Genomic DNA, 24,140 nt, shown 5'->3' with positions numbered 1-24,140 from the left:
GGATGGGCAGATGCCCCTGCCGTCGACTCGGACGCTCGTGAAAACAATGGGACGTGTGTCGGTTAGACGCTCGTGATGTCGATGCCGAGCTTGTAGGCGATCATGTAGATGGTCGTGAGGACGGCGAGTAAGATGACCGAGTAGGCCGCCGCGACGTTGAGCTGGCTCTCGGTGATGAACAGCCAGATCGCGTTCTGGACGATCTTGAACTCGTTGCCCCCGAGGATCAGCGGGATGGAGAGGCTCTTGGTCGTGTCGATGAAGATGATGATGAATCCGGCCAGCAGCCCGGGACCCATCAGCGGTGCGTAGATCTCCCTGATGACCGTCGGCGTGCTCGCGCCGAGCACCGACCCGACCTCGCCGAGGTTCGAGCCGACCGAGCGCAGCGAGGAGTTGGCCGCTCGGACGCCGTAGATCAGGAACTTCGCCGCGTAGACGGCAACCAGAATGTACAGCGACCCGTAGAGAAAGCCGATGGTCTGGTGGTACTCCAGGATGATCCACTGCAGCGCCGTGGCGACGACGATCCCCGGGATCGCCAGGGGCGCATACGAGAGGTAGTTCAGGAAGGTGCCGCCCTTCCAGTCGGTCTTGATCGAGAGGTACGAGACGATCACCGCGAGGAACAGTGCCAGTAGCGCCGCCGAGACGCCGAGCATCGTGGCGTTGGTCACGGATTCGACGAAGACGTCCGTTCGCTCGCCGCCGAGCAGGGTTCGATACCCCTGGAGATCCCACTGGACGAACTGGAAACGAAGGCCGACCCAGGCCCGCTGGACGCTGCCGAGGACGATCATCGCGATGGGCATGAGGTACGCGAAAACGAGCAGTGCGAGAAAGCCCCCGGCGAGCGGCCGGTTCTCGTAGAACCGCAGCGTCCCGGTGTCCTCGCCGGCCCCTTTCAGGGTCTCGTATTGCTCCTTGGACCCCGAGATCCGACGCTGGATCAACAGCAGCCAGAGGCTCAACAGCAGGATGATGATCCCCACCGCCGCGATGAACGTGAAGTTCCGGGGGAACTCGTTGAGTTCGAAGTACATCAGCGTCGCGAGCGTGTAGACGTTGTTTCGGACGCCCAGCACTAGCGGGACGCCGAACGACTGGATCCCGCGGACGAAGACGATGATCCCCGCGATGAGGACGGAAGGAACCACCAGCTGGAGGTCGATCTCGGAGAAGATCGACCGCTGGCTGGCCCCCGAGACGAGGGCAATCTCCTCGAGCTGTGGCGGGATGGACTTGACCGCGCCGCTGGTGAGCAGGTAGACCAGCCCGGCGTAGTGCGTGCCGAAGATGAACGCGATGGCCCAGATGTTGTGTGGTCCCACGACCGCCTCGCTGATCATCGGTAACGCCATGAACAGGCGGTTGATCGGTCCCTGCGGGCCGAGGTAGAACTGCCAGGCCAGCGCCTGGATGAAGTTGGGCAACAGCAACTGGATGATCATCAGCGCGCTGACGACGCTGGCCAGCCACCGTGGGATGTCCATCTTGAGCGTGAAGACCACCGCGAGCAGACCGATCCCGACCGCGACGGCCGTCCCGACCACCGCCAGGATCAGGGTGTTCTGTAGCGTCTGATGGACGACAGGGCTGGTGAGTGCGGTCCAGTAGCCCGAGAGCGTGAAGTGGCCGCCAAAGCCGGGCGTCGTCGACCACACGGACCCCCACGCGAAAAACACCAGCGACGCGCCGATGATTACGAGCAGGAAGACGGCCGGAATCAAAAAGAGCCCAATCCGGACGAGCGAACGGCTGTCGAACAGGGCGCGAACGCGCTTGCGAAGTCCGGGATCGGTGTCTGTCATAGACCGGGATCGGTGTCTGTCTTGTTTCGACGTGGCGTCAGCCTTGCGAGACGATGCCGCGAGTCCCCACTGTCGAGCCGTGACCCTTACGCGCCCGGGTCGCCGACCCCATCAGACGTTCGGGACGTCCAGCGCCTCGCGCCACTTCTCCCGGACGGTCTTCGTCGAGCTTTCGATCTCGAACTGGGTGTAGGGTTCCTGCCAGTCGGCGTTGAGCCACTCGGCCGCCCCCTCGGGGTTGGACCGCTGGTAGTCCATCGAGAGCACGCCCTTCTCGAAGAGCTGGACCGACGGGTTCGAGAGGACGTAATCGATGAACAGCTTCGCGGCGGCCGGGTGGGGCGGCTCGTTGGTAATGCCGATGCCCTTGGGCCGGAGAATGTGCGCCGAGGGATGTTCGACCGGTTTGATCGGGAGGCCCTCGACCTGGAGGTCGTAGGTGACCGTCAGCGGCCCGAACAGTGCGACATCGCTCGATCCGGTGCCGACCTCCTGTTGCATCGCGTAGGCGCTCTGGTCCAGCGCGGGGTTCTGTGCGCCGATCGCTTCGAGGAACTCCGTCCCGGTCATGTCCGATCCGAGCGCTTCAAGGCGTGGTGGGACGGAGTCGGCGTACTTCTCGGTGAAGACGTGGGCCACGATCGGGTTCGGCGTCACGTCGAGGATGAGGCTCTTGTCGTCGAAGCGGTCCGACAGCAGATCCATGAGGTCTTCCGGCGGCTCCTCGACGCTCTCGGTGTTGTAGACGCAACTGACTGCCTTCCCGCGGTAATACGCGATCTCGGAGGTCAGGTCCCGCAGCCGCTGGGGGACGTTTTCGCGCCAGGCCGGGATGTCCGAGAGGTCGGTGACTTCGACGTCCTGTTTGACCAGCGTCGGGAGGTAGTCGGTCGTGATGATGTCTTTCTCGACCGAGCCGGTCTTGACCTGCCTGCGGTAGGTGTTCGCCTGCTTGGTCGTATCGAGGGCCTCGATCTCGACGTTGTCCTTCAAGGGTTCCCATGGCTCGCCCTCGTCGATGATCGGTGCCTCCTCGAAGAGGATGGACTCCTCGACCGGATAGCCGTTGAACACCTCCTCCATCACCTTCTTCTCGGTCGGACTCTGGGCCCAGACCTGCAGCTTGTCGTCTTCGAGTTCCGACTCGGCCTGTGCCTTCATCTCCTCGCGCCACGTCTCGGCGTCGGCTTCCGTCGTTCCCGTGGGAGTCGTCGTGCCGTTGCCGGTTCCCGTCGTGTCGTCTCCATTCTGACCGCCGAGACAACCGGCTGCCAGCACTGCGGCAGCCGACACGCCGCTCGCCTGCAGAAATCTACGCCGTGAACTCGCCGTCGAATTGCTCGGTCGATCGGTGGGGTCGTTGTCAGTCACAGTGTTCACTATATTGCAGGCCGGTTATAATTCGACGAGGTTTCCAGTAATTTGGGAATCCTAAACCAGACTTTATATCGCCGTCTAACCCGATTTAACGTCTCTTAACACGGGATTGGCTAAACAGGTGTTTAGCAAGTTCCACCGATATCGGACATGACATGAATTATATAGGTAGTGATACGTGCCACCGTCAGACGGTTTCGGCCCTGTGAACGGGTTATTGGTCGCTGCTCGTCGGGATGTCGACGCGGCGTCGAGCGGTGATCGGACTTAACAGAGTCGAACAGCTGCTAGGAAGCGCACCGGTCGTCGCAGCTGCGTTCCCCCCTCGGTCGGCAAGTGCCGGGACAGCGGCGGGTCGATCGAACCGGGCGAGTTCGCCAGGGCTCAGTCAGCTATCTTCGTCGGTTCCATCGGGCAGCGTCTCTTTGGCCGCTTCCCCGGGGAAGCGCTCGATCACGTCCGTCGAAAGGTCGGCGTAGAACCGGTCCTTTTCGTCGGGATCGTCGCCCCAGTCGCTGCCCATGTACGCGAGGACGTCCGCGTCGTCGAGCGAGAGAACCCGGCCGTCGAGGCCACCTTTGGTCACGTAGGCGTGCTCGACTTCGCCGAAGTAGTACGTGCAGTTCTCGAACTCGAAGGAGTCCATCACCGAGCACTCGATGTTGCCGACGGCGTCAGCAAGCAGCGGGACGTCGACCCCCTGGCCGGGAATGGTCTCCAGTCCCAGGTGCTCGATCTTGTCGACGTCACGACCGCTGACCGACCCCGCGAGCGTCAGGGCGTCGATCATCTCCGTCGAAGGGGCCGCCAGCACGAACTCGGGGTTGTTCTCGATGACCTCATGGGTGTAGGTGTGGTGACCGACCGCGAGCTGATACCGGAGGGGGTCATAGCCGGCCAGCATCCACCACGAAGCGGTCATCAGGTTCGGCCCCGTCTCCGGACTGTTCGAGACGACCAGCGAGACGACCTTCGGCTTGAACAGCGACTTCGAGTCGTGTTCGGAGATCTCCTCGAAGTGGGTATCGATGTCCATGGCTCGCTCCCCCCTCAGGCCTCGTGGTTGTTGACGACGTCGCTGACGTTCTCGAAGTACGTGTCGACGTCACGCTTGACGATCGGCCGGAGCACCCGCTTGGGGATCGTCGAGACGCCGCCGCTGTACTGGACCTCCGCGGTGTAGGTCAACTCGACGCCGTCCTCGACGTCGGTCATCTCCATGGCGGCCAGCACCTCGAAGTCACTGCCGGTCTTGCCGTCGAAGGCGCTGCCGGTCGTGACGATGTACTCCGGCGGGTTCATCTCGACGAACTCGGCCTCGCCGGTCAGTGACAGCGACATCGAGGCGACGCCGCGGGTGATGCCGAGTTCGTACTTGCGCTCGGAGACGCGCTCGATGGAGTCGGCACCCGGGACACATTCGGTGAGCGTCTCCGGGTCGGAGATGAGCGACCAGAGTTGCTCCTTCGTGGTGGGGAGTTCCACGGTATCGGCGAACTCCAGCTGGTCGGGTTCCGATTCGGCCGTCTCCTCGTCCGCGTCGTTGTGTTGACTCATAGATCCGGCTCTACACCGGCGTACGACGGGGGGAGGTTACAAAGCTTCGGCAAATACGAGCCGGCGGGAAAACGAGGTCGATAGGTTCGGTTACTCCTCGAGGACGGTGAACGTGTCCGAGGCGATGCCGAGGTCGTAGATGTCGTACTCGGCCCCTTCGACGGCGACCTGGTAGGTGTAGGTGCCGGCCGGGGTGTCACCGGTCAGGTCGAGCGTGCCGTGCCACTGTTCCTGGGTGTTGTCCTCCTCGCCGGGCTGGTAGGTGAGCGCAACCGGGTCGAACTGGTCGCTCTCGGGGAATGTGACATTGATCCCGTCGACGGCGTCCGCGCCGACGAACTCGCCGTTCGCGCTGTTGTAGATCCCGATGACGAACGTCACGTCCATGTCGCTCGGGCGGAACTGCCGTTCGGGCGAGCACGCGCCGACGAAGCCGTTCGTGCCGTCCGGCGCGGGGTGACCGTTCCAGAAGGTGTTCGTCGTGACGACGTAGTTGGCCTCGCCCATCGGCGACGGGTCGATGATCGAGAACGACGCCGCGGCGATGCCGACCTGGTGGAAGTCAGCGTCGCCGTCGGTGACCTGGACCTCGTAGGCGACCGATCCCGTCTCGGCGTCGTCCGGGATGTCGAAGGTGCCGTTCCACCGCGGCGCACCGTCGTCCGGTTGGGCGTACGTGAGTTCGACGTCGTCGAAGGGCCGGTCCGGGAACGACACCGTGATCGAGTCCACCGCATCGCTGGAGACCGTGTCACCGGTGTCGCTGTCGTAGACTCCCATGACGAACGTCACGTCCATGTCGCGGCGGAACTGCCGCTCGGGCGAACACGAGCCGACGTACCCGCCGGTCCCCTCCGGCGCGGGGTGGCCGTTCCAGTACGTGTTCGTCGAGACGATGTAGTCTTCGGCACCGGCGTCCGTTCCGTTTTGCCCCGTTCCGTTCTCGGTGTCAGCGTCGGTCTGGTTCTCTGTCTCCGTGTCGTCGCCGGACGAACAGCCGGCCAGTCCGACCGTCGCCCATGTCACGGCACCGGTCGCGAGTAACTTCCGTCGCGTCGTCGTTCGTCCCGCCCGGTTCTCCGTGTCGGGCGCGGACGGCTCTTCGGTCTCCTTCCGATCGTTGTCGGCATCCATTGTGTACTAAACACGTGTCCCCATGCATATTAAACCTATTATTGTCTTAGCCGACCAATAATACTTCGAACGTTTCATAATTACCAGAATATAAAAGTGGATGGCAACTTTTTCGGAGGAAAAACAAACGTTTAGATGTTCATCTGGCCGACTAAACGTCGCTTTACAAATGTGGGGACAGGACTCCCAGGAAGCCGTAATCACACTTGCGCTTAAGTAGACGGCCACGTAACCTTCCGACGAAATGAGTCAAGACGAGTCCGGAGACGACGAGGGCGGGCGCTCTGGCCCTGGATCGAACCTCTCGCGGCGCGAGCTCGTTGCATCGGGAGCCGTGACGTGGGCGACGGTCGGACTGGCCGGCTGTTCGTACATCACCGATCCCGGTCCGGAGGATAGTGACGAACAGACCGATACCGGGGGCGAGACGACACCCGGCGGCGACGGAAACACGACAGTCACCAACGAGACGACCACCACCGAGTCGGGAGGCGGAGGCGGCTGTGCCAGCTTCGGTCGATTCCTGTCCGGGATGGACGTCGCGATGAACGTCGATGTCTTCGATCAGCAGTCGGGTGAGCACCTGGATTCGAGCGCGGTAGACGGCGTCAAAGTCGAGTTCCCGGACGCCGACTTCGACCCGCTCGAACTCGACTGGTCGGGACCCCACGAGGAGTTCACTGACGAGCAGTGGGGCGGGAAGCTATCGACAGCCGACGCCGAACCTGGGACCTATCGGTACGAGATCGTCGTCGAGGGCGACCGCGTTGGTGGCGAGGAACGGATCTCCGATCAGTTCAAGATCGTCTAGCGGTCCCAACTCTCGCCCCCGTCGCCCATAGCAGTGGTCCGCCTTTCTTCTGGTTCGAACTCTTCTCAGACACGCCCGGATCCCGAACCCCTGAGCACGCTTGCCCCTACTGGTCTAGGTGGACCGAAGGAAAGTTCCGTCTCGGTCCCCCAGTATCAGATAATGACGGCACGTGAAACGGGAGACCTCGACGTCTCCGCTATCCGCGAGGATTTCCCCATCCTGGAGCGGGAGTTCGACGGGACGCCGCTGGTCTATCTCGACAACGCGGCGACGACACAGACGCCCCAGCGGGTCATCGACGCCATCAGCGAGTACTACGAGACCTACAACGCAAACGTTCATCGGGGCCTCCACCACCTCAGCCAGGAAGCCAGTGTGGCCTACGAGGAGGCCCACGATCGGATGGCCGAGTTCATCGGTGCGAGCGGCGGTCGCGAGGAGTTGATCTTCACCGGCAACACGACCGAATCGGAGAATCTGGTGGCCTACGCCTGGGGACTGAACGAACTCGGTCCCGGCGACGAGGTCGTCCTGACCGAGATGGAGCACCACGCCTCGCTGGTGACTTGGCAACAGATCGCCAAGCGGACCGGCGCGACAGTCCGGTACATCCGGGTCGACGAGGACGGGCACCTCGACATGGACCACGCCACGGAACTCATCGGCCCGGATACGGCCATGGTCTCGGTGGTCCACGTCTCGAACACGCTCGGGACGATCAACCCCGTCGCCGAATTGGCCGACCTCGCCCACGCCGAGGACGCCTTCATCTTCGTCGACGGTGCCCAGGCCGTCCCCAACCGGCCGGTCGATGTCGAAGCGATCGACGCTGACTTCTACGCCTTTTCGGGCCACAAGATGGCCGGCCCGACCGGGATCGGTGCGCTCTACGGCAAGCAAGCGATCCTTGAACACATGGAGCCGTTCAACTACGGCGGCGACATGATCACGAAGGTCACCTACGAGGACGCGACCTGGAACGAACTGCCCTGGAAGTTCGAGGCCGGGACACCCAAGATTGCCCAGGGGATCGCACTGGCGGAAGCCGCCGACTACCTCGACGAGATCGGGCTGGACGCCATCGCCCGCCACGAGAACGAACTCGCCCAGTACGCCATCGACCGGCTGAGCGAGTTCGACGACATCGAGATCTACGGTCCGTCCGCAGGCGAGGAGCGGGGTGGTCTGGTCTCGTTCAATCTGGAATCAGTCCACGCCCACGACCTCTCCTCTATCCTGAACGACTACGCCGTCGCGATCCGGGCCGGCGATCACTGCACCCAGCCGCTGCACGATAAGCTGGGCGTGGCTGCGTCTGCGCGCGCGTCGTTTTATCTTTACAATACCCGCGACGAGATTGACGTGCTGATCGACGCCATTGACGACGCTCGCCAGTTGTTCGGCTGAGCATACGCGGCCTCGGCCGCGTTTCGCCGGTCCCGAGACGTTGTCGAGGGACCGGTTTTTTCACCCACGTTTTTGGCGGAGTGGTCGGCGAGCGAGTCCGGCGAGCGAGGCGACCCGACGACCAAAAAGGTGGTTGACGACGCTCGCCAGTTGTTCGGTTGAGCAGACGCGGCCTCGGCCGCGTTTCACTCGGCGGAGCCGGGTGATCCCCATTCCCATTTCGTGCGGTCGATCTTCTCGTCGAGTGTCGCCAGTTCGGTCTCGAACGGGTCGGCGTCGGTCTCCGCCCACTTTTCGGCGATGTCCCGGGCTTGACGGAGTTGTTCTGCTGCCTGCTCGTAGCGTTCGCGTGCCGCTTCAGCGTCGTCGTCCTCCCGGTTTTCGCCATCTGTTTCCAGCGACTCGGCGTACTCGACCAGCGCTTCGACGGTACTTTCGGCGATTCCGTCGAGTTCGTCATCGGTCGATAGCTCAGGGAGGTCGGCCGTCCGATCCCAGTCTGCCTCGTGGGCGGCGTCGAACCGCCGGTAGGCCTCCAGCCAGCGTGTCGCCGCCGCCTCCGGATCGTCCGCGTCGCTGGCCCCATCGAGTGCATCCCGGCTTGCTTCGACGTAGCGGGTATCGAAACCGTCGGCGTCCTCGACGAGCGCGTCGACGCGGTCGATCAAGGTCTCGGCAACGTGATTGAACCGTTCGTCGACGTTTTTGAGCGTGTCGACCGCGGTGGCCGCCGTCGTATAGGCAGTACAGAACGCAGCGTAGTCGTCTTCGGCTGCCGACGTCGCCGTTTCGAGCGCCGCTTCGCCGCGTTCGAGCCAGGCCGTGACGTATCGGCGCTCGAATTCCCGTTCGGCCTCGGCCACCCGCTCGCCCAGTTTCTCGGGTGAGCCTTTCTCGGCGTTGGCCGCCTCGTGGCGTGCCTCCGAGAGCTTCGAGCGGGTGCGGACCATCCGGTTCTCCGTCGGTTCGTCCCCACGGATGCGTTCTTCGAGCGTGTCGAGGCGATCCATGGCGGTTTCGATCGCGTCGTCGACTGATTGGTAGGTCTCAGACACGGTCTCGATGTACGCCGCCGTGGTTTCGAGGTCACCTGCCGTCGGCGAGAAGGTGATGGACTCGTTGCCGTGACCGACCACCACCGTCTCGTTCAGCAACCCGGAGTCGACATCACACGTCGTGATCGCGTCCATTCCGAAAGCAATCTCCACTTCGTCGGGTTGATCGCCCAGAATGATGTTCACTCGTTCGTCGGTCACGAGGAGATATGCTGCATGATCCCCATCGGGTTTGACGGTCGTGGTCCGGCCGTCTGTCTCGTGCTCGACGCTGTCGCTCGCGAGCACGTGCTGTGGCTGCTCGCCGTTCTGTAGCAGTTCGGCGAACGCACCCGGATCGAGATCCACATCTCCCTCTCCACCCCCAATCAGCGAGTCGGATAGGTCATTCACTCTGTCGAACATTGGTGTCTCGCCCCTCGCTCGGAGCACTCCCTACTGTGATATGTGATATCGTAGGTTATTAATTGTGCGCCTTCCGGCCACTGGTGACATTCCTTCCGCCAGCATGCCATGCACTCCCGCGGAACGTTTTTCGGCGAGTGTCACGTATCGAATGATACTATGGGAATCGGCGGCAGCGACATGTATCGACAGCAGATCCTGGATCACTACAAGAACCCCCGCAATTACGGTGAGATCGAAGGGGCGACGTTCACCCACGTCGGCGAGAACCCGATGTGTGGCGACACCATCGAGATGGATGTCGTCCTCGACGACGACGAGGAGACGATCGAAGCCGTCGCCTTCCAGGGAGACGGCTGTGCGATCTCCCAGGCGTCGGCGTCGATGCTCTCCGAACGGCTCGAAGGCATGACGATCGAGGAACTGGAGGCACTGGATCGGGACGACGTCATCGACATGCTCGGGGTGGACATCTCGCCGATGCGCGTCAAATGTGCCGTGCTCGCCGAAAAGGTCGCCCAGGACGGCGCGGAGATCTACTTCGGCGAGAAGGACCTCGACATGACCTCGACCGAGGACGACGACGCACACGAGGAGTAGCCGGTCGATCGTTTTTTCCGGGCCGCACTCTCCGTCTCGGCTGTTCACTCGGGTCGCTCGATCAGCGTCGACTCCTCGTCAGCGTGGGTGATTGCGACCGCGTGATCGGTGTGTCGGGCATGCGTCTGTGCCCACCGTCGGGCTCCGCGCTCGTCGAGACGCTGGACCGATTCGGGACAGCGCCGGCACTCGGCCTGCCAGGTCGAGACGCCATCGGGGAAGTGCCCGGTGTGGCGCTGATGGTCGAGGGCGAACTGCTCAAGTGCCTGGTTGCCGACGGCGAGCTCCTCCAGTTCGTAGGCCAGGTCCCACTCGCTATCGCAGCGCTCGCAGGTGATCGTGGGCACGTCCTCGATATCCGCAGGGCCGGGTGGACCAGCTGGCCCCTCGTCGCTGTCGTTGGGCATAGCGATCACTGGACAGGGACACACTTGAGGATTCGCGTCGGCGGACCGATCCGGCTCGGAAGACGTGCCGTGGCTGGTCGGCCAGTACCTCGCGACCCCATTCGACGATATCCTGAACGTCCCCGGACTGATGGCTGGCTGACCGCTCTTGACGTCGTCGGCTCCCCACTCGAACGGCAGGCTCAGTTTGCTTGTTCGTGCCACCAGGTCGCGACTTGCCGGCTGAAATCGTCGTATACGCCGAGATCAGTTTGGAGGTATTCGTACACTTGCTTCGGTCGCACGGTGCCGTATTCGTGAGCGAGAATATTCCGAAAGCCCACCGCGTCGATCAGTGTCGACGCGGTTTCTTCACGAATGACGCCGTTGTCTCGAAGCACTTTCACTGCTCCTTTCGAGGTATTTTCCTCGTATCCGAAGTCCGTCGACGCAATGTGCTTTGCGAGGTCGACCGATGCCTGGATCGCGTTTTCGAACATGCGCTCGACTGCCCGTTGCTGGGTAATGTCCTCCAGAAACGGTTCCCTCCCGAGGTCCTGCTTCGCCCGTAGTTCGCTATGGTACTGTTCGATCTGTTCGAGTTTCGTCCCGATGACGGCGGCGTCAGCCACGCAGTCCCTCCTCCGCGATTCGACGAATGCGATCACGGTGGTTCTCGGCTAACTGTTCGCGCTTGCGCTCGAACTCGGCCGCAATGTTCTCACGGTATGTCCGGAAGGCCGCGTCGTTTCCACAGAGCAGTTCCCCGCTGACAGCCGCCTGAGCGAACTCGAGCGACAACTCCTCGATATCGGAAACATCGACGAACGGGAGTTCACTGTCCTGAAGCTGGCCAGAAAGTCGATACTGCTTTCGAAACCGTTCCTCGGGGGAGAGGCGATCGGTGAACTTGACGGCGATGTCGATATCCGAGGACGCACTCGCTGTCCCGGTAACTCGCGAACCGAAGGCGACGACGAACTCGACGTCCGGATCGTCACACAGTCGCTGTTTGACTGCGGACGGGAGTGGGTCACTGCCGCTGTTCGTCGCCATAGATGCTATTCGAACGTTTTGTTACAAAAGTATTCCCTCCGGTTCTACAGCCGGAACGGGGCCAAGTGGTCTACGCCAGGAAGACGTGCCGTGGCTGGTCCGCCAGGACTTCACGCCCCCACTCGACAGTCTCACGGAAGTCCTCGGACCGGAAGAAGGCCATGGCGTCCTCGCGGGCGTCCCAGTTCGAGGCGATGAACATGTCGGTCTCGTCGTCGTCGTTGACCAGCAACGCCGTTCCCCGGTGGCCGTCCATCTCGGCGAGTTTCTCGCCGACGGCCCCGAATGTGTCGACGAACTCCTCGCGGTAGTCCGGTTTGACCTGGTAGAACATCCCCATCGTGCCGAAGCCGTCGCCCTCGCCGGCGCGGGCAAGCACGCCGGGCAATTCCGCCAGGGCGTCGGCCGCGGACTCGGCGTCGTGCTCGTGCTCCCAGAGGCTGACGATCGCTGTCGCCTCGCGATCCTCAACTGCGGTCACTTCGCCGACTTCGGGTTCGTAGACGGCCGTCCTGACGTGGCCCTCGGCGTCGGCGAAGTGGTCGCGGAGTCCCCCCACGGGGCCGGCGAGTTCGTCGGGTGCGGCCTCGGAGTAGACCACCATGGCGTAGACGTCTTCGCCGTGTGGTTGGCCGGCGTAGACGCCCGCCTCGGCGAGTTCCTCTCGTATCTCCGCCGCCGAGTCCTCGGCAGGTTGCTCACTCGACTCCTGGGCCGGCTCACTCTCGGCGGCTGGTCCCTCTGCCGTATCAGCCGTCAGGACGCCGGCGTAGCGCTCGGTGATGCCGGGGAGGTCACCCAGGAACCCCGCCGCCGTCTCGGCGGCGTCCTCGGCTGTCCATACGGAGACGACGGCCGATCGTCCGCCGGAAGCCCGCACGAGCGTGGCAACGTGACGATCGTAGTGATCGAAGTTGTCCCTGAGCCCGTCGACTTCGTCGGCGAGTTCCTTGGCGTCGGCGTCCGAATAGAACAGGAGGCCGTATTCGCCGCCCTCGTAGTCCTCGCCGGCCCTGAACCCGAGCTGGAAGAGCCGTTCGGGCAGATCATCGACCTCCGAGTAGGAGACGTCGCCGACCGACGGACGGCCGCCGCTTCCGGGATGGCCGTCCTCGTCCGATTGCTCGCCCGCGTCGCCGGGGTGACCCCCGTCTTCGCCCGTCTCGTGGCCTGTGGGGTGACTTCCGTCTTCGCCTGTCTCGTGGCCGGACGGGTGGCCGTCGGCAGATTCGTCCGTCTCGGGATGTCCACCGGGGTGGCCCCCGGAGTGTGCGCTTTCGCCGTGCTCCTCCGCATCGTGCTCGCCGCCACCGTGCCCGTCGGCAGCGTCTTCGGGTGTAGCAGGGACGTTCGAGTGGTCCGCCGCGGAGTGTTCGTCGTCACCGGCAATCGTCTCGCCGGCCATGTACGCCGCAAGGTCGGCGGGTTCCATCCGGCGACCGACCCAGAACGGGCCGAAGTCGGCGTACTTCGAACTGGAGGGGTCGAATCGCATCTCGTAGAGGAGTTCCTTGACGTCGGTGAGGTCGTCGGCCCACAGCGTCACGCCCCATTCCCAGTCGTCCATCCCGATCGCACCGGTGATCATCTGGGTCACCTTGCCGGCGTACTCCCGGCCGACCTCGCCGTGGGCGTCCATGTGTTCGGCGCGTTCCTCGAAGGGCAGATCGTACCAGTTGTACTCGGGATCCCGACGCTTGTCCATCGGATAGAAACTGACGTGTTCGGCGTCGGGAATCTCCGGTTCGAGTCGCGAGCGCATGTACCGCGCCAGCCCGGAGTCGTCGTCGACCTCGCCTTCGATGAACTCCCGCCCCTTCTTGGAGTACCCCGAGGCCTCGGTGACGGAGACGAACGAGTCGGTCCGTTCGGTGAAGCCGGCGAACTCGGTTTGCTCGAAACGGCGCTGGAGGCGGTCGATGGCGGTTGTCGTCGGCCGGAGGTGGACGATCAGCAGGTCGGCCTCGTGGCCCAGCATCGCGTAGACGGCCGAGCCACCGTCATCGGCGTCAGCGACGGCCGTGGCTTTCTGGAGGTGAGATCGCCCCTCGTCGATCGCGCGATCGCGTACTCGCTGGGGTGCCTCCCGCCAGGCGTCCCAGTCGATCGTTCTGAAGTCGTGGAGTGCATACCAGCCTTCGAGGGTGGGCGGTGCGCGGCGTCTGACCATGCCCGTCCGTTGGTCCCGACCGATAAGGAACCTTGGCCTCCCGTCGAATGCCGCCTCGAAGTCATTCGCCGTCCCGGGAGCACAGTCACAGACTCAGCAGTCGGGGGTGGGTTTTTAACCTCCACCGCACTGACTTGGGCTGTGAGCGGCGACAGCGACGACGCCGAATTGCTCGCCCTCCTTGAGGATGACTACGCCCGCGAAATCCTCACAGCTACGAGTGCCCAACCCATGTCAGCAGAACGGCTCAGCCAGCACTGTGACGCGTCGGATTCGACGATCTACCGGCGCGTCGACCGGCTGAAAGATCACGATCTGATCGACGAACAGACACAGTTCGATCCGGACGGCCACCACTACAGCGTCTACGTCTCCTGCCTCGAGTCGGTTACCGTCACCTTCGAAGACGGGGAGTACCGGATCGAACTCGAACGACGCCGCCCGGCCGAGGAAGACCCGGCCGATCGCTTCACCAGGATGTGGCAGGACCTATGATCGGCGCTGTCGACCCCGTCGAAGTCACACGGATCTCGATCCCACTGGCCTCGGCTGTCCTTGGGCTGTTGATCGGGTATCAGGCCTATCGGGGCTTTCGCCGGAACGACAGCCCGTCGATGCGGTATCTCTCGATCGGGCTGATCCTGTTGACGACCGTGTCGTTCTCGCTGGCCGCCTTCGGCGGGCTGTTCCTTCGCCTGGAACTGCTTCCGGCGTCGCTGGAGACCCCGATCCGACTGGTCGCACGGATCTCACAGTTCACCGGCCTCGCCTTCATCACCTACTCGCTGTATCGCCGTCCCTGACTGGGTGGGCCTCCTGCCGTTCGGGATCGAGACACGCCGCTGATGGGTGCTGTGAGTTCGCTTCTGGACGTCACTATCGTGTTCGTGTACACTGATTCACGAGCGGTTACCCTCCGACCAGCGGTCCGAGTCGTGGGTGGACAGTTTCGCGAGCAACAGGGACGCTCAGCTGTGGATGCCCATCGCTTCGATCTGCTCCTGATAGCGGTTCCGGATCGTGACTTCCGTCACCTGGGCGACGTCGGCGACCTCGCGTTGGGTCTTCTTCTCGTTGCAGAGGAGCGAGGCAGCGTAGATCGCGGCGGCGGCATAGCCAGTCGGGGATTTGCCCGACAGCAGTCCCTTCTCGGCAGTGGTCTCGATGATCTCGTTGGCCTTGCTCTGGACCTCCTCGCTGAGTTCGAGTTCCGAACAGAAGCGGGGGACGTACTTCTTGGGGTCGACGGGCTCCATCTCGAGGCCGAGTTCCTGGGAGATGTACCGATAGGTACGGCCGATCTCCTTGCGTTCGACCCGGGAGACCTCGCTGATCTCCTCTAAGCTCCGGGGGATGCCTTCCTTCCGACAGGCAGCGTACAGCGCCGAAGTGGCGACCCCCTCGATCGATCGGCCACGGATGAGGTCGTCGTCCAGCGCCCGTCGATAGATGACCGAAGCGACCTCCCGTACGGAGCGGGGGACGCCAAGCGCCGACGCCATCCGGTCGATCTCGCTCAGGGCGAACTGGAGGTTGCGCTCGCCGGCGTCCTTCGTCCGAATGCGTTCCTGCCACTTTCGCAGGCGGTGCATCTGGCTGCGCTTCTTACTGGAGATCGAACGGCCGTAGGCGTCCTTGTCTTTCCAGTCGATGGTCGTGGTCAGCCCCTTGTCGTGCATCGTCTGGGTCGTGGGCGCGCCCACGCGGGACTTCTCCTGACGTTCCTGATGGTTGAACGCCCGCCACTCGGGACCGGGGTCGATGTTCCCCTCTTCGACGACCAGCCCACAGTCCTCACAGATGAGTTCACCCCGGTCCGCGTCCTTCACCAGGCTATCGGATCCGCACTCCGGACACTCCTCCACCCCCTCTTGTTCGTCGGTTTCGGTCTCGGACTCGCGCTCGCGCTCCCGCTGGCGGGTAGACCGTGTCATCGCACTTATATAGTAGCAGTGTAATCCCACTTAAGGCTTTGGCATACTTTCAGCTCACATACCAAGGAGGGCAATTCGCCGTCGGTTGTTCGGCGTCGATCGCCCCGCCATCCCCTATTATTGATCATTCCCCTTCCTGATTGATGGGTCCACCCCCGGGACGATCGGATCCTTCCAGCCCGGAGCGTGGCCATACCGGGTCGACGCGGTCACTCCCCACGTACACCGCGATAGAGCACGTAGGCGACGAACGCCGTCACGTACGCGATCGCGAGCGCTTTGGCGACCCCGGAGAGGAAGCGTGTGGTTTCGAGGACCGGGATCAGGAGAATCACGACGGGACCAGTCAGCAACAGTCCGTCGTAGATGCGATCGTCGGCCCCGGACTCGAGGACAGCCGAGACGAACGGCAGCGCCGAGAGCTTCATTGATACATCCCCCCACGACTCAACAGCGTCCGAGCCGCGACCAGGACCGGGATGATCTCCAGGCGACCGATCCACATGTGGCCGAGGAAGGATATTTTGCCGAGGGTCGGGAGCGATTCGGGCCCGGTGATACCCGAAGACAGACCGACGTTGCCCTGGGCGCTCGCCACCTCGAAGAACGCGTTCGCCAGTGAGAACTCCTCTGCGGGTAAGATGACCAGCAGCAGAACCGTCCCGACGACGAGAAACGTCGTCCAGAGGACGGCGATGATCGCCGCCTCGACGAACTCCCGGTTTGCCTCCGCCTCGGTGAGTCGGCGGTCGTCGATGTCGAGCCGACGGACGGCGCTGTCGGGGTAGAAGACGTCGCCGATCTGATATCGAATCCCCTTGATCAGCGTCAGTCCACGGATGAGCTTGATTCCGCCGACGGTTGAGCCGGCTGCGCCGCCGACGAACATGCCGAAGGCGACCAGGAGTTGGGCCTGGGCCGGCCACGCGCCGAGGGCGACGTTCGTCGCGTCGACGGCCGTCTGAAACCCGGTACAGGTCGCCGCCGAGACGAACTGAAAGCCCCCGTAGCGCAGTGCGGACAGGGGGGAGTCGTAGGGGCCGACGTAGAGGAACGCCCACAGCAGCGCCGACCCCAGACTCATGTAGATGAACACCCACCGGGTCTGGAGGTCCTCGTAGATGTTCCGGAGGTCGCCCTGCAGGATGAGGTAGTGGACCGGGAACGCGATCGAGCCAAGCAGCATGATCGGGATCAACACGGCGTCGATGAGGGCACTGTCGTAGGTCGCGATCGAGTTGTCCGTGATCGAGAACCCGCCCGTGGCGAGGCCGGTCATCGCGTGGTTGATCGCCCCCCAGATCGGCATGCCGGCCGCGAACAGCGCGAGGATCGAGACGAACGTGAAGAGGATGAAGATCCACCAGATCGTCCGGACCGTCGAGACGATGCTCGGGTGGATCTTCTCGGATCGCGCCTCGCTCTCGTAGAGCGTGAGCGACCCCGATCCGGGGCGAGCCAGGATCGCCGTGGTGAGGACGATCACGCCCACGCCGCCGATCCACTCGCTGAACGTCCGCCACCACTGCAGCGTCCGCGGGAGCACTGCTTCGTCGTCGGTCATCGTCAGCCCGGTCCCGGTGAAGCCGCTCATGCTCTCGAAGACGGCGTTGAGTGGCTCCCGGAAGGCCGCGAGTGTCGGCGTCCCCTCCAGTCCGGTCGGGAGACCGAGGTGGACGCCCCAGGCGACCAGCAGGAAGGGAACCGACCCGAAGATGCCCACGAACAGCCACCCAGTCGCGGCGACGACCATGCCGTGGAGCCGCGACGGGGAGTCGGCCTCGGCAAAGCGGCGGTGGAGCCCGTAGCCGACGGCCAGCGGGACGAGCGCCGAGATGCCGAAGGCGAGCGCGCCGAACCATTCGCCCCAGACGAGCGGGACGACGATCGAGACGATCATCAGGCCGCCGAGTGCTTCGAGGATCCGCCCCACGTCGCGTCCGATGGTTGCTGTCGTCCCGTTCATGGCTGTGTGGTCTCTGTCGCAACGGTTTCGTTCGCTGCCTGGAGTTGCCTGGCCCGGTCAGTCATCGATCCGATCCCCATTGTCTGTCAGTCCTCGATCCGATCCTCGTAGTGGCCGAAGATGTCCGTGATCGCCGGTTCGGCACCGACGGCGGAGTAGACGGTCAGGAGATCGCCCGCGTGGATGGTCGTGTTCCCGCGCGGCGTGATCGGCTCGCTGGCCCTCTCGCGTTCGATCGCGACGACGAGGACGTCATCAGAGAGCAGGTCCTCGTCGGCGGTCTCCTGGAGAGTCTTCCCCGCGACAGGTGCGTTCTCGGTGACGGTGATCTCGAAGACTTCGGCGTTCTCGCCGATGCGCATGTAGTCGACGATGGCGGGGCGTGCGACCGCCCGATAGAGGTACTCCGCGATGAGTTCCTGGGGGTTCTCCATCGTGTTCACCCCGATCTGCTCGAAGAGGTTCATGTGCTCGGGGTTGTGGACGACCGAGAGGATCGCCGGGATGTCGTACTCCTTTGCGAGCAGACTGACCATGATGTTCGTCGCGTCCCGGTCGGTCGTCGAGACGATCGCGTCGGCCTGTGCGGCCCCGGCGTCCTCTAAGGTTGCGTTGGTGGTGGCGTCGGCTTCGAGGACGAGACAGTCGAAGCGGTCGGCCGCTCGGTTGGCCCGTTCGGTGTTGTGCTCGATGACGACGACCTCGTTGCCCGATCGCGTCGCGATGTCGATCAGCGGTGTGCCGATATCGCCCGCGCCGACGATGATGATATACATGCGCTATCAGCCCTCCAGTCGTTTGATAAGTGCGTCTTGCATCGACATTGGTGAACGTTCCGATCCGCGCGCCACCACGACCGTCCGATCGAGTTCCGTGCCGAGACGCTCCGGCAGTGAACCGAACAGCGCCTGGGAGACGGCGCTCTCTCTGGTCGCGCCGACACAGATCGTATCGTACGCCGCGGCCGTCTCGAGGATCGCGTCCTGGGTGTCTTCCTCGACGATGACGCGCGTCTCGTAGCTCGTCTCGGTCAGGTCGGCCTGTTCGATGAGGTCCTCGATCAGTGCTTCGCCCGCTTCGACGGGTTCGACGGCGTCCTCGCCCTCCTCGGCGGGGGGCTGGATGTTCAACAGCGTCAGCGACGCGCCCTCGGTCGAAGCCACGTACTCGGCGGCCCGCCGGGCGGCGACCGGGGCGTGTGGCCCCTCGCCGGCGAGAACCATGATCTCCTCGCCGTCATCCGGGTCCGGGCCACGCTTGACGAGCGTGACATCACAGGAGGCGTGACCGACGATCGGATCGATCGTCGAACCGAGGACGTGCTCGCGGCGACTCCGCTTGCCCGTCCAGCCGAGCAACACCTGGTCGGCGTTCTCCTCCCCGACGACGTCGAGGACGGCCGACGCGGCGTCGCGGCCGACGATCGCCCGGGTTCGCAGGCCGACATCGAGATCGACCGCCACGTCGCGGGCCGCCGCCAGCAGTTCCTGTTGGCGATCGACGCGTTCCTCCTCGAAGGTGAGGTCCTGGGCGAGGGAGGTCTGGTCGGGCACCTCGATGACGTTGACGGCGACGATTTCGGCCTCGCCGTCGTGGGCGTGGGCACTCGCCGCGGCCTTCCGGAGGAGGTCGCGTTCGGTGTCGGGATTCGCCACTGAGACCACGACCCGGTAGACGTCATCGCCGTCCGCGGTGGCCGCCGGCGTCGGCGCGATCGCGTCGCCGACGAGACTCTTCGACGGGGCTCGATCGCGGGCATAGAGGTAGTACCACCCGATGCCGAAGCCGATCAGCACGATCCCGATCATGCCGACGACCGTCAACTGGAACGGACTGGTAACGCTCAGGCTCCCGACCGCGATCGTGTACGGGACCATGTTCGTCGACATCTGGACGAGGACGCCGAGACAGCCCGCCGCCCCGAGGATGGGGACAACAGGGTACAGCACCGACGGGATCCGGAACGACGGGTCGTAGGCCTCGGGGCTCGCCCGCCGGAGGACGACGACGGCGACGTGGACCAGCGTGTAGGTCACCAGGTACATGAAACTCGCCACCTCGGCGAGGGTCCCGATCCCGACGCCGATGGCAATCAACACGAGCGTGATGATGCCCGTCACTGTGATCGCGCGATACGGCGTCCGGAAGCGGTCGTGGACCTCGTTGAGCCACTCGACGAGGATCTGATCCCGGCCCATCGCGAAGTTGACCCGGGCCGCCGAGAGGATCGACGCGTTCGCGCTGGAAACCGTCGCCAGGACCGCACCGAGGATCATCACCGTCCCGCCGATCGAGGCGAGCAACGAGGGCGACACCCCGGGGACGAGCGACGCGAAGTCGGGGAGGATATCCTCGGCGACGATCTTGACCGGGACCTCGGAATCCGCCAGCACGTCGAGCGGGATCGTCCCGGTCGAGATGAACATGACGCCGACGTAGAGGATCGTCGGCGTGACGACCGCCGCGATCATCGCCAGCGGGAGGTTCCGGCTCGGGTTCTTGATCTCCTCGGCGCTCGTCGCGATCACCTCGAAGCCGATGAAGGAGACGTAGACCGTCCCGACCGTCGCGGCCACGGCCGGCCAGCCTTCGGGGTTGAACTCGCCGATGGTCGGACCGCTGAGCAAGCCGAGCGTGAGAAAGGCCAAAATCAGTCCGACCAGCGTGATGACGATGACGTTCTGGAGGTCGCCGGTCTCCTTGACGCCGTAGTAGTTGACGCCCGTCAGCAGCATAGCCATCCCCAGTGCGGCGACGGTCTTGCCGATCCCGGTCATCTCGGCGAGGATATCGACGTGTGGCGTCAGCAAGGGGAGGAGATACTGGCCGAACCCGAGCATGTAAAAGGCGCTCGCGAAGGTCAGCCCGGCCCACATCCCCCAGCCGACGATACTCCCGAAGAAGGGGCCGAGCGCCCGATTGACGTAGTAGTAGCTCCCGCCGGCCTTGGGCATGCCCGTCGCGAGTTCCGACAGCGACAGCGCGGCGAGCAGCGAGACGACACCGCCCAGGGCAAAGGAGACCATCGCCGCCGGTCCCGCCGCCTTGGCCGCGATGCTCGGCAGGACGAAGATGCCCGCGCCGATCATCGTCCCGAGGCCGATGGTGTAGGCCTCGAGGAAGCCGAGGTCGCGAGCCAACTCCTGTTCGGTCTCACTCATCGAGCACGTTCACCTCGGTCTCGAAGTAGTCTGTGAGCATTTGTGTTACATTCCTCCCTCGGCAGGGTCCGGCAGAGCGATCACCGGCCGGTCGGCGTCCGTGATCAGTCTGAGTGCGGTGTCCCCCGACAGGAACTGCGTGAGTCGCCCCCCGCCACGCGGGTGGAACGCGATGGCGGTCGCCTCGCGGTCGGTGGCGACCTCGAATACCCCCTCGACTACGTCGGTGTGATACGTGAGCTCCGTGTTTGCGTCCGGGATCACCTCCCGAAACGCCTCGAAAGCTTCCTCGGCTCGCTGCTCGGCCTGTTCGAGCGGGATCGTGTCCAGTGACCCGCCCCCCTTCTCGACGACGTGGACTGCAGTCACTTTCTCGACGGCGTAAGCCTGGAGTGCCGTCGCCGTGGCGTGGGCGTCCTCGGCGTCGTCGACCGGCACGACGAGGTGGCCCGTCAGTGACTCGGGCATGGATCAGTGCCCCCGGCTCGACGATCGGTCGACCCGTGCTGTCCGCGCTGTCACGGTAGATGGGGCGATCATACCCGGACCCACAGACTGGACCGGCTAATAAATGACGGAGTCCCAAATCACCGCCTCGATCGCTGGACGTTTCGCCAGTGCGTGCGGTGGGGACCGCGTCGGTCGAGTGTTTCATGCTGTCTGGTCTTCGTAATGGCCAAAGACGTCCGTGAGTTCCGGGTCGGCCCCGCGTGCCGAGTACACCGTCAACAGATCGTTCGGCCGGATCCGGACGTTCCCGCGGGGCGTCAGTGGCCTGTCCTCCCCTTCACGGTCGATGGCGACGATCAGCGTATCCTCGGGGAGGATGTCACCCTCTCCTGCTTCAGTGAGCGTCTTCCCGGCCATGGGTGCGTTCTCGGTGACGGCGATCTCGAAGACCTCGGCCTGTTCACCGATCCGCATGTAATCGACGATCGCCGGCCGTGCGACCGACCGGTAGAGGTACTCGGCGATGAGTTGCTGGGGGTTCTCGATGGTGTTCACCCCGATCTGCTCGAAGAGGCTCATGTGCTCGGGGTTGTGCACGACCGAGAGGATCGACGGCACCTCGTACTCCGTGGCGAGCAGACACACCATGACGTTGGTCGCGTCCCGGTCGGTCGTCGAGACCACGGCGTCGGCCTGCTCGACGCCGGCCTCTTCTAAGGTGTTGTTGGTCGTCGCGTCCGCCTCGAGGACGAGACAGTCGAAGCGATCGGCCGCCCGGTTGGCCCGTTCGGCGTTGCGCTCGATGACGACGACCTCGTTGCCTGATCGCGTTGCGATGTCGATCAGTGGCGTCCCGATGTCTCCCGCACCGACGATGATGACGTACATGGCTCCTATTCAGTATGTTCACTCAGCTAGATCGGCCGATACCGACGCTCTCAGACCGGCACGTTCGCTCACGCGTCGCTCACCTCTCGATCGGGAAGGACGACGACCGGCACGTCGCTCTCGTGGACGAGGTTGTGGGTCACGTCGCCCGAGAGGAGTTGCTTCCATCGACTACCGCCCCGCGGCGTGAACACGATCGCGCTCGCCGCGACGTCGTCCGCCGTCTCGACGAGCGTCCCCGCGATGTCGGTCCCGTAGCGGATCTCCGTTTCGAGGGCGGCATCGACCCCGTCGAGTCCCTCGGTGACGATCCCGAACATCGCCTCGGCGTCCGCCTCGCGCTGCTCGACCGAGGCCTTGTCGAGTGCGCCGTCGGCCTTCTCGATGACGTGTACGGCGATTACTGTTCGATCCGGTGCGTCGATGTATGGCGCGAGTGCGGCCGCCGTCGCCGCCGCGTCGTCGCGACTCGCGACCGGAACCACCACGCGCCCGAAGAGCGACTCGCCCACGTCAGGTCTCCTCCTCGTCGAAGACGCGGCCGAGATAGTGCCACTTGTATTTGCCCTCGTCCTCGACGTGGGGTTCCCACTGGACCATGTAGGCGAAGGGGCCACGTGCCGCGCCCGTTTCGTCCGGCCGCTCGACGACGACGGTCGTGTACGGTCCTTCGTCTTCCATTCGAACGAGTTCCTCGTTGTCCCGGGCTTCGATGACCGCCGTTAGCGGTGGGCGGTCCTCGAGGCACTGACGAGCGTACGTGACGACCTCCCGAAGCAGCTCGTCGTCTGTCGTTTCGAATGCCTCAACGATCGCCTCGTCGAGTTCGACCTCCTCGCCGACGAACGTCTCGCCCGTCTCCAGGGGCACCTCCTCGTTCAGGGGCGGATGTGCTTCGAGGCGTGCCTGGGCGTCGTGGATGATCTCTCGAAGCTGTCGATCGCTACTGTCGTCGAGCGCCGCCTGGACGTCCTCGGGGACGTCCGGCGACTCGTCGTCTGGCTGGGTCATGGGTGGTGGCCGTGTCTGCCGATCGCTGTCTACCTCCCGCTAGATTATCGAAAAGGTATATATCCACGGATTCTGTTTTCGATACGAAAATGAATGCCGAGTATGGACAAATTCCGAAAATAGTAACGGCTGTCTTATATTTCGTGTGGACGGGTTCGCCAGCCACTGATATATCGGGAGGTAATTATGCGAGACGGTCGTAGCGCGCGCATGGACCATCGCCTCGACGAGATCGACAAGCGCATTCTCTACTATCTGGCGGCGGACGCCCGGAACACGGCAGCGCCGGAGATCGCCGAGGAGATGGAGGTGACGGCGGCGACGATCCGCAACCGGATCCGCCAGCTCGAGACGGAGGGGATCCTGCGGGGCTATCTCGCGGACATCGACTACAAGGCCATCGAGGGACACGTCACCTACGAGTTCCGGTGTACGGCTCCGATCCCGGATCGCGACCACCTCGCACAGGCAGCCCTGGACATCTCGGGCGTCGTTGCCGCCAGGGAGTTGATGGCCGGGACGACGAACCTCACGGTCACTGCCGTCGGGACCGATACGGACGACATCGGGCGGATCGCGGCCGAACTGTCGGATCTCGGACTGACGATCGAGGACGAGAGCGTCATCGAGGAGCAGTACTTCCGGCCCTACGATCCGTTCGGTCCCGAGGACGCCCCGAAGGGGCCGTCGCTGACGGACTTCATGGGGCTTGCCGGCGGCGCGGAGGTCGTCGAGTTCACGGTCTCGGAGGGGGCCGAGATCGCCGACCGAACCATCGAGGACGCCGTCGAGTCGGACTTGCTGGCCGACGAGATGCTCGTCGTCGGCATCGAACGCGACGGGGACGTCCTCACGCCGAAAGGCGAGACGGTCATTCAGGCAGGCGACGTCGTGTCGCTGTTCTCGAAGACCGGCCTGGAGACGGACGCGCTGACGGTGTTCGGGGCCCAGTAAGCTC

25 protein-coding genes are annotated in these 24,140 nt (G+C 64.0%); 6 read left to right on the top strand and 19 right to left on the bottom strand.

Annotated elements, in window-relative coordinates; translation table 11 throughout:
- Positions 1-62: 62 nt before the first annotated feature.
- The 5 genes from HUTA_RS06020 to HUTA_RS06000 form a co-directional block, all read right to left on the bottom strand.
- Positions 63-1,811, bottom strand: a complete 1,749-nt coding sequence (locus HUTA_RS06020) for an ABC transporter permease (protein ID WP_015788984.1) — start codon at positions 1,809-1,811, stop codon at positions 63-65.
- A gap of 111 nt (positions 1,812-1,922) precedes the next feature.
- Positions 1,923-3,182: a substrate-binding domain-containing protein gene (locus HUTA_RS06015; RefSeq protein WP_143920337.1), complete on the bottom strand. Its 1,260-nt coding sequence runs from the start codon at positions 3,180-3,182 to the stop codon at positions 1,923-1,925.
- A gap of 394 nt (positions 3,183-3,576) precedes the next feature.
- Positions 3,577-4,224 (bottom strand): flavin reductase family protein, encoded by a 648-nt coding sequence (locus HUTA_RS06010; protein ID WP_015788982.1) that lies wholly within the window; start codon positions 4,222-4,224, stop codon positions 3,577-3,579.
- A 14-nt stretch (positions 4,225-4,238) separates the two neighbouring features.
- Positions 4,239-4,745 (bottom strand): CoxG family protein, encoded by a 507-nt coding sequence (locus tag HUTA_RS06005; RefSeq protein ID WP_079891680.1) that lies wholly within the window; start codon positions 4,743-4,745, stop codon positions 4,239-4,241.
- Positions 4,746-4,835: 90 nt separating this feature from the next.
- Positions 4,836-5,879 carry a hypothetical protein gene (locus HUTA_RS06000; RefSeq protein ID WP_015788980.1) on the bottom strand — a complete coding sequence of 348 codons (1,044 nt, stop codon included), beginning with the start codon at positions 5,877-5,879 and terminating at the stop codon, positions 4,836-4,838.
- 244 nt (positions 5,880-6,123) lie between these two features.
- Here HUTA_RS06000 and HUTA_RS05995 point away from each other — a divergent pair, with 244 nt between their 5' ends.
- Together HUTA_RS05995 and HUTA_RS05990 are read left to right on the top strand one after the other, a co-directional pair.
- Positions 6,124-6,690 carry a hypothetical protein gene (locus HUTA_RS05995; RefSeq protein ID WP_015788979.1) on the top strand — a complete coding sequence of 189 codons (567 nt, stop codon included), beginning with the start codon at positions 6,124-6,126 and terminating at the stop codon, positions 6,688-6,690.
- Between the two features lie 162 nt (positions 6,691-6,852).
- Positions 6,853-8,100, top strand: a complete 1,248-nt coding sequence (locus tag HUTA_RS05990; protein WP_015788978.1) for an aminotransferase class V-fold PLP-dependent enzyme — start codon at positions 6,853-6,855, stop codon at positions 8,098-8,100.
- A 185-nt stretch (positions 8,101-8,285) separates the two neighbouring features.
- Here the strand turns inward: HUTA_RS05990 and HUTA_RS05985 are convergent, their stop codons facing one another.
- Positions 8,286-9,503: a hypothetical protein gene (locus HUTA_RS05985; protein ID WP_245529140.1), complete on the bottom strand. Its 1,218-nt coding sequence runs from the start codon at positions 9,501-9,503 to the stop codon at positions 8,286-8,288.
- Between the two features lie 216 nt (positions 9,504-9,719).
- Between HUTA_RS05985 and sufU the strand changes: the two genes are divergently transcribed.
- Complete coding sequence (gene sufU / locus HUTA_RS05980) at positions 9,720-10,160, top strand: Fe-S cluster assembly sulfur transfer protein SufU (RefSeq protein ID WP_049941216.1); 441 nt, start codon at positions 9,720-9,722, stop codon at positions 10,158-10,160.
- Between the two features lie 44 nt (positions 10,161-10,204).
- Here the strand turns inward: sufU and HUTA_RS05975 are convergent, their stop codons facing one another.
- From HUTA_RS05975 to HUTA_RS05960, 4 genes are all read right to left on the bottom strand, one after another.
- Positions 10,205-10,567: a hypothetical protein gene (locus tag HUTA_RS05975; RefSeq protein WP_015788975.1), complete on the bottom strand. Its 363-nt coding sequence runs from the start codon at positions 10,565-10,567 to the stop codon at positions 10,205-10,207.
- 182 nt (positions 10,568-10,749) lie between these two features.
- The gene (gene hepT, locus HUTA_RS05970; RefSeq protein ID WP_015788974.1) at positions 10,750-11,178 is read right to left on the bottom strand and encodes a type VII toxin-antitoxin system HepT family RNase toxin; all 429 of its coding nucleotides are present in this window, start codon (positions 11,176-11,178) and stop codon (positions 10,750-10,752) included.
- Positions 11,171-11,602: a type VII toxin-antitoxin system MntA family adenylyltransferase antitoxin gene (mntA, locus tag HUTA_RS05965; protein ID WP_015788973.1), complete on the bottom strand. Its 432-nt coding sequence runs from the start codon at positions 11,600-11,602 to the stop codon at positions 11,171-11,173. The genes hepT and mntA overlap by 8 nt, the downstream gene beginning before the upstream one ends.
- 70 nt (positions 11,603-11,672) lie before the next feature.
- Complete coding sequence (locus HUTA_RS05960) at positions 11,673-13,772, bottom strand: heme-binding protein (RefSeq protein WP_015788972.1); 2,100 nt, start codon at positions 13,770-13,772, stop codon at positions 11,673-11,675.
- 141 nt (positions 13,773-13,913) lie between these two features.
- On the opposite strand from HUTA_RS05960, the gene HUTA_RS05955 reads away from it, so the two are divergent.
- Together HUTA_RS05955 and HUTA_RS05950 are read left to right on the top strand one after the other, a co-directional pair.
- Positions 13,914-14,267: a winged helix-turn-helix domain-containing protein gene (locus HUTA_RS05955; protein ID WP_015788971.1), complete on the top strand. Its 354-nt coding sequence runs from the start codon at positions 13,914-13,916 to the stop codon at positions 14,265-14,267.
- On the top strand, positions 14,264-14,575 hold the full coding sequence (locus HUTA_RS05950) for a DUF7521 family protein (RefSeq protein WP_015788970.1): 312 nt from the start codon (positions 14,264-14,266) through the stop codon (positions 14,573-14,575). The genes HUTA_RS05955 and HUTA_RS05950 overlap by 4 nt, the downstream gene beginning before the upstream one ends.
- A 165-nt stretch (positions 14,576-14,740) precedes the next feature.
- On the opposite strand, the gene HUTA_RS05945 is transcribed toward HUTA_RS05950, so the two are convergent.
- From HUTA_RS05945 to HUTA_RS05905, 9 genes are all read right to left on the bottom strand, one after another.
- A complete protein-coding gene (locus HUTA_RS05945; protein WP_008528372.1) occupies positions 14,741-15,706 on the bottom strand; it encodes a transcription initiation factor IIB in 966 nt (321 codons plus the stop codon).
- A gap of 209 nt (positions 15,707-15,915) precedes the next feature.
- Positions 15,916-16,134 carry a hypothetical protein gene (locus HUTA_RS05940; RefSeq protein WP_015788969.1) on the bottom strand — a complete coding sequence of 73 codons (219 nt, stop codon included), beginning with the start codon at positions 16,132-16,134 and terminating at the stop codon, positions 15,916-15,918.
- Entirely contained in the window at positions 16,131-17,672 is a 1,542-nt protein-coding gene (locus HUTA_RS05935; protein WP_015788968.1) for a TrkH family potassium uptake protein, read from the bottom strand. The genes HUTA_RS05940 and HUTA_RS05935 overlap by 4 nt, the downstream gene beginning before the upstream one ends.
- 86 nt (positions 17,673-17,758) lie before the next feature.
- Positions 17,759-18,448: a potassium channel family protein gene (locus tag HUTA_RS05930; RefSeq protein WP_015788967.1), complete on the bottom strand. Its 690-nt coding sequence runs from the start codon at positions 18,446-18,448 to the stop codon at positions 17,759-17,761.
- Between the two features lie 6 nt (positions 18,449-18,454).
- On the bottom strand, positions 18,455-20,833 hold the full coding sequence (locus HUTA_RS05925) for an amino acid permease (protein ID WP_015788966.1): 2,379 nt from the start codon (positions 20,831-20,833) through the stop codon (positions 18,455-18,457).
- Between the two features lie 45 nt (positions 20,834-20,878).
- Positions 20,879-21,301: a universal stress protein gene (locus tag HUTA_RS05920; RefSeq protein ID WP_015788965.1), complete on the bottom strand. Its 423-nt coding sequence runs from the start codon at positions 21,299-21,301 to the stop codon at positions 20,879-20,881.
- Positions 21,302-21,484: 183 nt separating this feature from the next.
- Positions 21,485-22,171, bottom strand: coding sequence for a potassium channel family protein (locus HUTA_RS05915; RefSeq protein WP_015788964.1), 687 nt, complete (start codon positions 22,169-22,171; stop codon positions 21,485-21,487).
- Positions 22,172-22,239: 68 nt separating this feature from the next.
- Entirely contained in the window at positions 22,240-22,683 is a 444-nt protein-coding gene (locus HUTA_RS05910; RefSeq protein WP_015788963.1) for a universal stress protein, read from the bottom strand.
- A gap of 1 nt (position 22,684) precedes the next feature.
- The gene (locus HUTA_RS05905; protein ID WP_015788962.1) at positions 22,685-23,182 is read right to left on the bottom strand and encodes a hypothetical protein; all 498 of its coding nucleotides are present in this window, start codon (positions 23,180-23,182) and stop codon (positions 22,685-22,687) included.
- A gap of 210 nt (positions 23,183-23,392) precedes the next feature.
- Here HUTA_RS05905 and HUTA_RS05900 point away from each other — a divergent pair, with 210 nt between their 5' ends.
- On the top strand, positions 23,393-24,136 hold the full coding sequence (locus HUTA_RS05900) for an Lrp/AsnC family transcriptional regulator (RefSeq protein WP_049941215.1): 744 nt from the start codon (positions 23,393-23,395) through the stop codon (positions 24,134-24,136).
- Positions 24,137-24,140 lie beyond the last annotated feature (4 nt).

This window comes from Halorhabdus utahensis DSM 12940, assembly GCF_000023945.1.
GTDB classification, from domain to species: domain Archaea; phylum Halobacteriota; class Halobacteria; order Halobacteriales; family Haloarculaceae; genus Halorhabdus; species Halorhabdus utahensis.
This window is presented reverse-complemented; position numbering and strand designations above follow the sequence as displayed.

Bases quoted from the DNA above. Each gene is read 5' to 3' on its own strand.
- HUTA_RS06020 (WP_015788984.1), bottom strand. From the start codon at position 1,811: ATGACAGACACCGATCCCGGACTTCGCAAGCGCGTTCGCGCCCTGTTC.
- HUTA_RS06010 (WP_015788982.1), bottom strand. From the start codon at position 4,224: ATGGACATCGATACCCACTTCGAGGAGATCTCCGAACACGACTCGAAG.
- HUTA_RS06005 (WP_079891680.1), bottom strand. From the start codon at position 4,745: ATGAGTCAACACAACGACGCGGACGAGGAGACGGCCGAATCGGAACCC.
- HUTA_RS06000 (WP_015788980.1), bottom strand. From the start codon at position 5,879: ATGGATGCCGACAACGATCGGAAGGAGACCGAAGAGCCGTCCGCGCCC.
- HUTA_RS05995 (WP_015788979.1), top strand. From the start codon at position 6,124: ATGAGTCAAGACGAGTCCGGAGACGACGAGGGCGGGCGCTCTGGCCCT.
- HUTA_RS05990 (WP_015788978.1), top strand. From the start codon at position 6,853: ATGACGGCACGTGAAACGGGAGACCTCGACGTCTCCGCTATCCGCGAG.
- sufU (WP_049941216.1), top strand. From the start codon at position 9,720: ATGGGAATCGGCGGCAGCGACATGTATCGACAGCAGATCCTGGATCAC.
- HUTA_RS05975 (WP_015788975.1), bottom strand. From the start codon at position 10,567: ATGCCCAACGACAGCGACGAGGGGCCAGCTGGTCCACCCGGCCCTGCG.
- mntA (WP_015788973.1), bottom strand. From the start codon at position 11,602: ATGGCGACGAACAGCGGCAGTGACCCACTCCCGTCCGCAGTCAAACAG.
- HUTA_RS05960 (WP_015788972.1), bottom strand. From the start codon at position 13,772: ATGGTCAGACGCCGCGCACCGCCCACCCTCGAAGGCTGGTATGCACTC.
- HUTA_RS05950 (WP_015788970.1), top strand. From the start codon at position 14,264: ATGATCGGCGCTGTCGACCCCGTCGAAGTCACACGGATCTCGATCCCA.
- HUTA_RS05945 (WP_008528372.1), bottom strand. From the start codon at position 15,706: ATGACACGGTCTACCCGCCAGCGGGAGCGCGAGCGCGAGTCCGAGACC.
- HUTA_RS05940 (WP_015788969.1), bottom strand. From the start codon at position 16,134: ATGAAGCTCTCGGCGCTGCCGTTCGTCTCGGCTGTCCTCGAGTCCGGG.
- HUTA_RS05935 (WP_015788968.1), bottom strand. From the start codon at position 17,672: ATGAACGGGACGACAGCAACCATCGGACGCGACGTGGGGCGGATCCTC.
- HUTA_RS05930 (WP_015788967.1), bottom strand. From the start codon at position 18,448: ATGTATATCATCATCGTCGGCGCGGGCGATATCGGCACACCGCTGATC.
- HUTA_RS05925 (WP_015788966.1), bottom strand. From the start codon at position 20,833: ATGAGTGAGACCGAACAGGAGTTGGCTCGCGACCTCGGCTTCCTCGAG.
- HUTA_RS05920 (WP_015788965.1), bottom strand. From the start codon at position 21,301: ATGCCCGAGTCACTGACGGGCCACCTCGTCGTGCCGGTCGACGACGCC.
- HUTA_RS05915 (WP_015788964.1), bottom strand. From the start codon at position 22,171: ATGTACGTCATCATCGTCGGTGCGGGAGACATCGGGACGCCACTGATC.
- HUTA_RS05905 (WP_015788962.1), bottom strand. From the start codon at position 23,182: ATGACCCAGCCAGACGACGAGTCGCCGGACGTCCCCGAGGACGTCCAG.
- HUTA_RS05900 (WP_049941215.1), top strand. From the start codon at position 23,393: ATGGACCATCGCCTCGACGAGATCGACAAGCGCATTCTCTACTATCTG.